Here is an 8937-nt window from a genome sequence, read left to right on the forward strand (position 1 = left end):
ACCCCCGACCGGAGCGCTAGCGGAGGTCGGGGGTTCGTCGTCGTGGGCGGGAGGGGTTCCCCGCGCCGCGCCCGGCACGAGAGATGCCGACGACAGGGCGCCTCGGCAGCGGGGAGGGCCGATCAGGCCAGAGCCTTCTCCAACCCCTCCGCGATCACGTCGAACGCCTCGTTCAGCAGGGAGTCGGAGATGGTGAGCGGCGGGAGGAACCGCAGGACGTTGCCGAAGGTGCCCGTCGAGAGGACGAGCACGGCGTTGTCCGCGCAGTGCTTGACGATGGCGGTCGCGATCTCCGGGGCCGGGTCCAGCGAGTCCTTCTGCACCAACTCGATCGCCTGCATGGCGCCGCGCCCGCGGATGTCACCGATCTGCGGGAAGCGTCCCTGCAGCTTCGTGACGCGGTCGGTGATGATCTCGCCGATCTGGCCGGCACGCTCGAGCAGGCCGTCGTTCTCGAAGGCCTCGATGGCACCGAGGGCACCGGCGACGGCGGTCGGGTTACCGCCGTAGGTGCCGCCCAGGCCACCGCCACCGACGGCGTCCATGATCTCGGCGCGGCCCGTGACGGCCGAGAGCGGCAGGCCACCGGCGATGCCCTTGGCGGTGGTGACGAGGTCGGGGACGATGCCCTCCCACTCGGAGGCGAACATCTTGCCGGTGCGGGCGAAGCCGGCCTGCACCTCGTCGGCGATGAACACGATGCCGTTGGCGTTCGCGTACTCGACGAGCGCGGGGAGGAAGCCCTCGGCGGGGACGATGAAGCCGCCCTCGCCCTGGATCGGCTCGATGACGATCGCGGCGACGTCGTCCGCGCCGATCTGCTTGTCGATCATCGTGATGACGCGCTTGGCCGCGTCTTCACCGGACAACTTGGTCCCGGCGGCCGCGTTGTCGCGGAACGGGTAGGACATGGGGGCGCGGTAGACCTCGCCGGCGAAGGGCCCGAAGCCCTTCTTGTAGGGAGCTGCCTTGGCCGTCATCGCCATCGTGAGGTTGGTGCGGCCGTGGTAGGCGTGGTCGAACACGACGACGGCGTTGCGCTTGGTGTACGTCCGGGCGATCTTCACCGCGTTCTCGACGGCCTCTGCGCCGGAGTTGAGCAGCACACTGCGCTTCTCGTGGTCGCCGGGGGTCAGACGGTTGAGGGCTTCGCACACGGCGACGTAGGGCTCGTAGGGGTTCACCATGAAGCAGGTGTGGGTGAAGGCCTGCAGCTGGGCGGTCGCCTTCTCGACGACGCGCGGGTTCGAGTTGCCGGCGGTCGTCACGGCGATGCCGGAGCCCAGGTCGATGATCTGGTTGCCGTCGGCGTCGACCATGATGCCACCACCGGCCGCCTGCACGTAGGCGGGGTAGCCCGAGGCCACACCGGGGGCCACTGCCTTCTTGCGGCGCGCCTCGATCTCCTGGGACTTCGGCCCGGGGATGCTCGTGACGATCTTGCGTTCCTGCGGCACGTTCTCGGGGCCTCCCAGTGCGATTTCAGTCATGGGGGAAGACTACGCCCCACGGGCCGGGTTTTTCACCCCGGGTCCCTCTCACCGTGCGCGCATGTCGGTCTCCCGGTTGCGGCCGGGGATCCGGGTGCGGTTCTCCCGTGCCGTGACGACGACCGTCTCCGCGCTCGCGGCGATCCGTTCCTCGCCGTCGGGCCCGTCGACTGTGAGTTCCGCGTCCTCCGCGAGCGTGCGCTTGACGAGGGCGAGGGCAACGGGCCCGAGTTCGTGGTGGAGCGCCACCGAGGTGAGGGTGCCGACCTCGCGTTCGGCCCCGCGGACCTCGGCACGCACGGACGCACCGGCGCTCGGCAGGGAGTGGCCGGACCCGTCGAGGTGGAGGAAGACGAGGCGCCGGGGCGTCTGCCCGAGGTTGTGCACGCGGGCGACCGCCTCCTGGCCGCGGTAGCAGCCCTTGGAGAGGTGGACGGCGGTGCGCAGCACGTCGAGCTCACCGACGAGCGCCTTGTGGTCGACGTCCGCCGCACCCGGTCGCCAGGCCTCGATCCGCAGGGCGTCCCAGGCGTCCCGGCCGGCGACCTCGACACCGGCGGCCGCCGGGTCCCAGTCGGCCAGGTCCGTCGAGGGCGCCACGACGATCCGCAGGTCGACGTCGGTGCCCGGATGGTCCGGCGAGGCGACCGGCATCCCGGCGTCGAGGTGGGCGTAGGAGGCGGACCCGGCGCCGATGTGCGGCCACGGGTCGTTCCACACGAGGGCCGCGGGCAGGGATCGGGGCGGTTCACCGATGACACCGATCGCCTGGAAGGTGTCGGAGACGTCCTCGATCTCGACGCGCATCATGAACCGCATCTTCAGCAGGAAGTCCTGCGCGCCGTCGGTGTCGAGCTCGGAGAGGACCCACAGGGCCTCGCCGTCCTCGTGGAGACGCAGCCAGAACTCGATGTGCCCGGTGGGTGAGAGCACGAGCGTCTCGGTGGACGTCCCCGCCGCCAGGTCGTCGATCTTCTGCGTAGTGATCGAGTTGAGCCAGGTGAGCCGGTCGGGCCCGGTGAGCCGCAGGATCCGGGTCGCCGACAGGTCCGCGACCGCCTTCCCCATGGACAGGCGTCGCTGCTCCCGCAGGGGTTCGCCGAGGTGCGCGATCTCGCGGGAGTGCGTGCCCTCGCCCATGACGGCGGAGGTGCGGGGGAATCGAAGAGTGTTCACGTGAGGGTGCCCTTCTTCAGTGTCGGTGTGCGTCCGCCGGGGCGGACGGGACTGCGCCCACAGGGGCGCGATGGACGGTTGAGCGCCCGCCGGGGCGGACACCGTGTGCGGTCGTCGCGGGAACGTCAGATCCCGGGCAGGAATTCCGAGGCGGCGATGAGTCCCTGGGCGGGCGTCTCCACCTGGGTGTACGCCTCGTCGAGGCCCGTGGCGACCTCCTCGACCGCCTCGGCGACGGCCGGCCGCAGACCCACGGTGTCGATGTCCGCGACGGTGTCGCGGGACTCCTCCAGGGTCTCCAGTGCCTCGGGCAGGTCCTGCAGGGTCGTGTAGGCGGAGACGAGGTCCTCACCGAAGTACGAGAACAGATCCCCGGTCCCGGAGGTGTACTCCCCGAAGTCGACGAGTTGTGCCGCGGCGACCACGGTCGGGCCCGTGTCCTCCGCGACGTCCTCGAGCGCCTGCAGGACGGTGTCCGCGGCCTCCAGGTCGTCGCCCACCCCGGGCACCCACGTGCCCTGGCCGAGCGGGAACGCGTGGAGGATCTCCCGCGACTCCCGCAGGCCGGCCTGCACGTCGGCCAGGTGGCCGTCCGCGGACTCGGGGTCCTCCGACAGCGCGGTGAACAGCTCCTCGGCGTCCTCGGCGGTGGCCTCCAGCGCCGCGACCAGCGCGGTCACGCGGTAATGGGTGAAGGCGACGAACGCCCCGAGGACCAGGAGTGCGGTGAGCGCCACCGCCCCCGTCGTGAGGACGGCTGCCTTCCCACCCCGCCGCCGAGGCGCCCCACCGGGTCCGTACCCGTTCCCCGGGTGCCCGGCCTGGCCGGTCCCGGAGGCCGGGTCCTCTCCCCCGGGCACGAAGGCCCGGGTGGGGATCTGCCGGGTGGCGGGCGCCTCGCCTGCGGCCGGGGAGGGTGGCGGGAAATCGCCGGAGGGTACGAAACCCCCGACACCCCGTTCTGGGGTGCCGGGGGTGAAGCCCGTCGGCCCGCCGGTCATCTCATTCGACCTTCTTGAGCTGCGCGGAGGCGTGGCTGGTGCGTTCGTGTCCGAGCGCGGCCATGTCCCAGGCCCACAGGAGGTCGCCGTCGACGAGGCCGTACATCCGCGTCGAGGCGGTGTAGGGCTTGGCCGTACGGGTGCGTGCGACGACGTCCGTGGCGAGGTCGATGCGGGGACCGGCTGCGCGGCCGGCGTAGAGCTCCATGACACCGTGCGGGTGGACGACCTCCACCTCGATGTCGAAGTCGCCGTCGTCGTTGCGCAGCGCCTCGACGGACTCCGCGGTGGTGAACGGGGTGTCCTCGGTGGGCACGAGCATGCCCGGGCCCACGTCGTACTCCTTGCGGTCCCGCACGACCTGCCAGAAGCCGGTCTCGAGGGTCAGGAGGTCGTCGAGGACACCCTCTTCACCCATGAGCCAGGCCTGGGCGGTGTAGTGCAGCACCGGCACGCCGGGGGTGGCGTGGAACTCGATGCGCTGCCCGAACTGCTTCTCCGGGGTGCCGGGGTACCCGACCACTCCCACGCCCTCCCAGGTGCCCACGAGCCACGCGAGTGGCATGAGCTCCGGGGCGAGCGAGGCGTCGATCTCGATCGCCATGTGCTCAGCGCTTGGCGGTGAACAGGTTCTTGATCACCTTGTACGCGACGCCGAGGGTGCCGAGGGCCACGAGGGCGACGAGCGCCTCGAAGAAGATCTTGAGTCCTTCGTAATCATGCATGCGGACATTCTATGCATTCAGCCCGCGTGCCGCCGCACGCGTCCACGGCCGGCGGTGCGGGAGTGCGTGCGCGGCCGTGCCCCACACCGCCCGAACCCCGGCACCCCACCGACTTCTTCGCGGAGGAGCGAAGACGTACGGGGTTTTGGTACTTCGAGCGACGAGAACGCAGCCGCGTGCGTGCTCCCGTGTCGCCGGTCACACGAAGATTCGGCCGATGACGTAGACGACGATCCCCCCGAGGGCGACGGGGGCGGCACCGATGGTGAGGTGGACGGCCGCACGGCGGGCCTTCGCCTTCGCGTACTCGAAAGTGAGGCTCCCGGCCAGGTGTTCGGCCTGGAACCGGGAGTCCGCGATGAGCCCGAGCATCCGGTCGACGGCGGCGACGAGGAGGCCGAGGACACCACCGAGCAGGAGTCCCGGCAGGAGGTGGAGACCGCCGCCCACGTAGAGGACGGTCGCGGCCCCGGCACCGAGCACCGCGACGACGACGGCCAGCGGGGAGGTGTAGCGCGCCGGCCACGGCAGGGAGGTGGCGATCTGCGCGAGGATGATGGCGACGAGTCCGACGACGACCGCCTCGCGGTCCCCGGGGATCCGGTAGCCGGCGACCCAGGAGGCGGCCGCGAGCGCGACGACGATCCCGGCCACCTGGGCGGCGACGTTCGCCACCGCGTGGGAGGCCTCGATCCCGCGGACCAGGTTCTGCACGAAGGACCACAGGAGACCCATCCCGGCGAGGATGGGCAGCCACTCGAGGAGGGGGACGGAGGGGATGAGCCACACCGTCACCATGCCGAGCAGGCCGAAGGCCAGCAGCACCGCCGACGTGATGCGCGGCTGCGGGGAGTCGGTGAGTCGGGGCCACCCGTAGGCGATCGCGACGACGACCACACCGGCCGCCACCGCCACCGGGAGGTAGCCCAGCAAGTGGGACACCCCGAGCGCTGCCGTGAGTCCGAGGGCCACGAGGGCCGGAATCCATTTCGCCACGGACCCCATCTTGCCAAAGTGGGAGGTCGGCGGCGCCCAGGCCCGCCGTGGGGCACCCGGGCCCGCCGTGGGGCACCCGGGCCCGCCGCGCAGTACCCGAGGCTCCGGCCGGGCCCGGATGTTACGGGCACGTGAACTGGCCCACGACGCCGTCGGTATACTCGGGGGCGTCCATCGACAGCTCACGAACATGGGGGTAACGGCGCGTGCGAGTGCTGCACATCTCACCCGGACCGGCCGCCGACGAGACCCCGGCCCTCGCTGCACTCGAGTTCCTCCCGCACACCCTCCACTTCTGCTCGATCGACCACGCCGACCTCATGCGGGCCCCGCAGGCCGACGTCGCCGTCTACGACGCGACGACCAACCTGTCGCTGGCCCCGAGCATGGCCGAACGCCTGGCGACCATCGGGATCGACGCTCCTCTCGTCGTCGTCCTCACCGAGGGCGGACTGGCCGCGGCGAACTCCGCCTGGAAGGCCGCGGACATCATCCTCGCCGGCGCCGGGCCCGCCGAGGTCGACGCCCGTCTGCGCCTGGCCCGCACCCACGTGACCCAGGTCGAGGAGGAGGACGGTCCGACGGTCGTCGGCGCGCTCGTCATCGACGAGAACAGCTACACCGCGACCGTCGCCGGCAAGCAACTGGACCTCACGTACAAGGAGTTCGAACTCCTCAAGTTCCTGGCCCAGCACCCCGGCCGCGTCTTCACCCGCGCCCAGCTGCTGCAGGACGTGTGGGGCTACGACTACTACGGCGGCACCCGCACCGTCGACGTGCACATCCGACGGCTCCGCGCCAAGCTCGGACCGGAGCTCGAGGCGACCATCCACACAGTGCGCAACGTGGGATATCGTTTCAGCCCGGCGGACCCCGAGGCGCAGGAGGACGAGACCGGTGACGACACCGACTGAGGTGACAGGACTCGCGGACGACGACGTCCGCCCCCTGCTGCAGGCCGCCACGACGGCCGACGGCGTCCCCCCGGTCTCCGACGGTCTCCTCGAGGCCCTCGCCGCCGCGGGCACCCCCGGCGCGGCACCCGGGACACGGATCTGGACGGTGCAGGGCGCCTCGGGAGCGGTCATCGCCTGCGGCATCGCCGCGGTCCAGGGCGAACGGGGCGCCGCCGAGGCGGTCGTCCACCCCGAGCACCGCGCCCACGGCGTCGGCGGGGCCCTCGTCCGGCGCATGCACGCCGACCTCTTGGGCACGGAACCGGCCACCTGGTTCTGGTCGCACGGCGACCACCCGGCGGGCCGACACCTGGCCGAGTCGCTCGGATACGCGCGCGAACGCGAACTCCTCCAGCTCACCACGGACCCGCTCGCGGGTCTCGACACCCCGGAACCCGCCCTCCCGGCCGAGGTCGGGCTCGGTTCCTTCACCCCGGGTGACGAGGAGGCCTGGCTGCGGGTGAACAACGCGGCCTTCGACTGGCACCCCGAACAGGGTGGGCAGACCATCGCGGACATCGCCGCGATCACCGCGGCGCCGGACTTCGACCCGGCCACCGTGATCCTCGCCCGTCGGTTCTCCCCCGAGGACCCGGAGTCCGGTCGCGTGATCGGGTTCCATCAGATCAAGGTCCATTCCGACCACCCCTCGGGGCTGCGGACCGGAGAGGTGTACGTGATCGGCGTCGACCCGACGGTCCATGCCAAGGGCGTGGGCCGGGCGCTCACTCTCGCCGGCCTGCACCGGCTGCGGGCGATGGGCGCCGAGGTGGTAGAACTCTACGTGGAGAGCGACAACGTGCCCGCCCGGCGGCTCTACGAGTCCCTCGGGTTCGTCCACCGGATCGTGCACGTCAGCTACGCGCCTCCTGCCTGAGACCGCGGCCCGACCGACCGTACCGAGACCAGGAGGACCGCCGTGTACGACCTCACGACCTTCGGAGACGAGCACGCCCTTCCCCCGGCGGCCGACCGGTTCCTCGACCGGGAACTCAGTTGGCTGGCCTTCAACGAGCGGGTGCTCGCGATGGCCGAGGACCGGGAGATCCCGTTGCTGGAGCGGCTCAACTTCCTCGCGATCTTCGCCTCGAACCTCGACGAGTTCTTCATGGTCCGCGTCGCCGGTCTCAAGCGCCGGATCAACGCCGGTCTCGCGGTGCCCTCGATGACCGGGGCGCTGCCCTCGGAGGTCATGCGCTCGCTCGGCGGCCACGCCCACGACCTCATGGACCGGCACGCCCGGCTGCTCTCGGAGGACATCGCCCCGAAGTTGCAGGAGGAGGGCATCGTGCGGGTCGGCATCGCCGACCTCACGGACTCCGAGCGGCTCCGGGCGCGGGAGATCTTCGAGTCACAGGTCTACCCCGTGCTCACCCCGCTCGCCGTCGATCCGGCCCACCCGTTCCCCTACATCTCGGGGCTGTCGCTCAATCTCGGCGTGCTGCTGCGCGATCCGGACACCGGCAAGGATCTCTTCGCCCGGGTCAAGGTGCCGCCGAGCCTGCCCCGGTTCGTCAACATCGCGGACACCGCCCGGACCCACCGTGCCGCGCCGGAGACCCCGGCCCGGTTCCTCGCACTCGAGGACATCATCCAGGCCCACCTGGACGAGCTGTTCGCCGGCATGGAGATCCTCGCGACGAGCATCTTCCGGGTCACCCGCAACGAGGACCTGGAGGTCGAGGAGGACGATGCGGAGAACCTTCTCAAGGCCCTCGAGAAGGAGTTGCTACGCCGCAAGTTCGGGCCCGCGGTCCGCCTGGAGATCACGAAGGACATCCATCCGCGCATCCGCCAGCTGCTCGTGCGCGAACTCGCCCTGACCGAGGACGAGATCTACGAACTCCCCGCTCCGCTCGACATGCGCGGGCTCTCGGCGGTCGTCGACCTCAACCGTGACGACCTCCACTTCCCCAAGGCCGTGCCGGCCATGAACCGGTACCTGTCGTCCACCGAGTCCTCGGACCAGGCCGACGTGTTCGAGGCGATGCGCACCCGCGACATCCTCCTCCACCACCCCTACGACTCGTTCTCCACGAGCGTCCAGGCCTTCCTCGAGCAGGCGGCCGCGGACCCGGCGGTCCTCACGATCAAGCAGACGCTCTACCGCACCTCCGGTGACTCCCCGATCATCGAGGCGCTCATCGACGCCGCCCAGGCCGGCAAGCAGGTGCTCGCCGTCGTCGAGATCAAGGCCCGGTTCGACGAGGAGGCCAACATCACCTGGGCGCGCAAGCTCGAGCGCGCCGGGGTCCACGTCGTCTACGGCATCGTCGGGCTCAAGACCCACGCCAAGCTGTCGCTCGTCGTGCGGCAGGAGGCCGGCGGCCTGGTGCGCTACTGCCACGTCGGCACCGGCAATTACCACCCCAAGACGGCGCGGATCTACGAGGACTTCGGTCTGCTCACCCGCGACCCGGAGGTCGGCCAGGACCTCTCCCGGCTGTTCAACCAGCTCTCCGGATACGCCCCGCACTCCGATTACACCCGCCTCATCGTGGCGCCGTCCCGGGTCCGCGAGGGCCTCCTCGAGCTGATCCACGAACAGACCGAACTCGCCCGTGCGGGCCGGCCCGCCCGGATCCGGATGAAG

Annotated in this window: 8 protein-coding genes; 3 read left to right on the plus strand and 5 right to left on the minus strand. The window is 71.0% G+C overall.

The genetic code is table 11. From position 1 onward, the window contains the following. Nucleotides 1-122 precede the first annotated feature (122 nt). The 5 genes from gabT to AAD496_RS14745 all read right to left on the minus strand — a co-directional run bounded on the left by gabT (nt 123) and on the right by AAD496_RS14745 (nt 5388). On the minus strand, nt 123-1490 hold the full coding sequence (gabT, locus tag AAD496_RS14725) for a 4-aminobutyrate--2-oxoglutarate transaminase (protein ID WP_349829624.1): 1368 nt from the start codon (nt 1488-1490) through the stop codon (nt 123-125). Nucleotides 1491-1538: 48 nt separating this feature from the next. Beyond that, complete coding sequence (gene ygfZ, locus AAD496_RS14730) at nt 1539-2666, minus strand: CAF17-like 4Fe-4S cluster assembly/insertion protein YgfZ (protein WP_349829626.1); 1128 nt, start codon at nt 2664-2666, stop codon at nt 1539-1541. Nucleotides 2667-2791: 125 nt separating this feature from the next. Beyond that, entirely contained in the window at nt 2792-3667 is an 876-nt protein-coding gene (locus AAD496_RS14735; protein ID WP_349829627.1) for a hypothetical protein, read from the minus strand. Between the two features lies 1 nt (nt 3668). Then, nucleotides 3669-4271, minus strand: a complete 603-nt coding sequence (locus tag AAD496_RS14740) for a heme-binding beta-barrel domain-containing protein (protein WP_349829629.1) — start codon at nt 4269-4271, stop codon at nt 3669-3671. Nucleotides 4272-4590: 319 nt separating this feature from the next. After that, nucleotides 4591-5388: an ammonia permease gene (locus AAD496_RS14745; protein ID WP_349829630.1), complete on the minus strand. Its 798-nt coding sequence runs from the start codon at nt 5386-5388 to the stop codon at nt 4591-4593. A gap of 206 nt (nt 5389-5594) precedes the next feature. Here AAD496_RS14745 and AAD496_RS14750 point away from each other — a divergent pair, with 206 nt between their 5' ends. From AAD496_RS14750 to ppk1, 3 genes are all read left to right on the plus strand, one after another. Further along, nucleotides 5595-6302, plus strand: a complete 708-nt coding sequence (locus AAD496_RS14750; protein WP_349829631.1) for a winged helix-turn-helix domain-containing protein — start codon at nt 5595-5597, stop codon at nt 6300-6302. Beyond that, on the plus strand, nt 6286-7221 hold the full coding sequence (gene mshD / locus AAD496_RS14755; RefSeq protein ID WP_349829632.1) for a mycothiol synthase: 936 nt from the start codon (nt 6286-6288) through the stop codon (nt 7219-7221). The genes AAD496_RS14750 and mshD overlap by 17 nt, the downstream gene beginning before the upstream one ends. Nucleotides 7222-7263: 42 nt before the next feature. Further along, on the plus strand, nt 7264-8937 hold a 1674-nt coding region (gene ppk1, locus AAD496_RS14760), incomplete at its 3' end, for a polyphosphate kinase 1 (protein WP_349829634.1).

This window comes from Brevibacterium litoralis (assembly GCF_040212315.1).
Taxonomy (GTDB): domain Bacteria; phylum Actinomycetota; class Actinomycetes; order Actinomycetales; family Brevibacteriaceae; genus Brevibacterium; species Brevibacterium litoralis.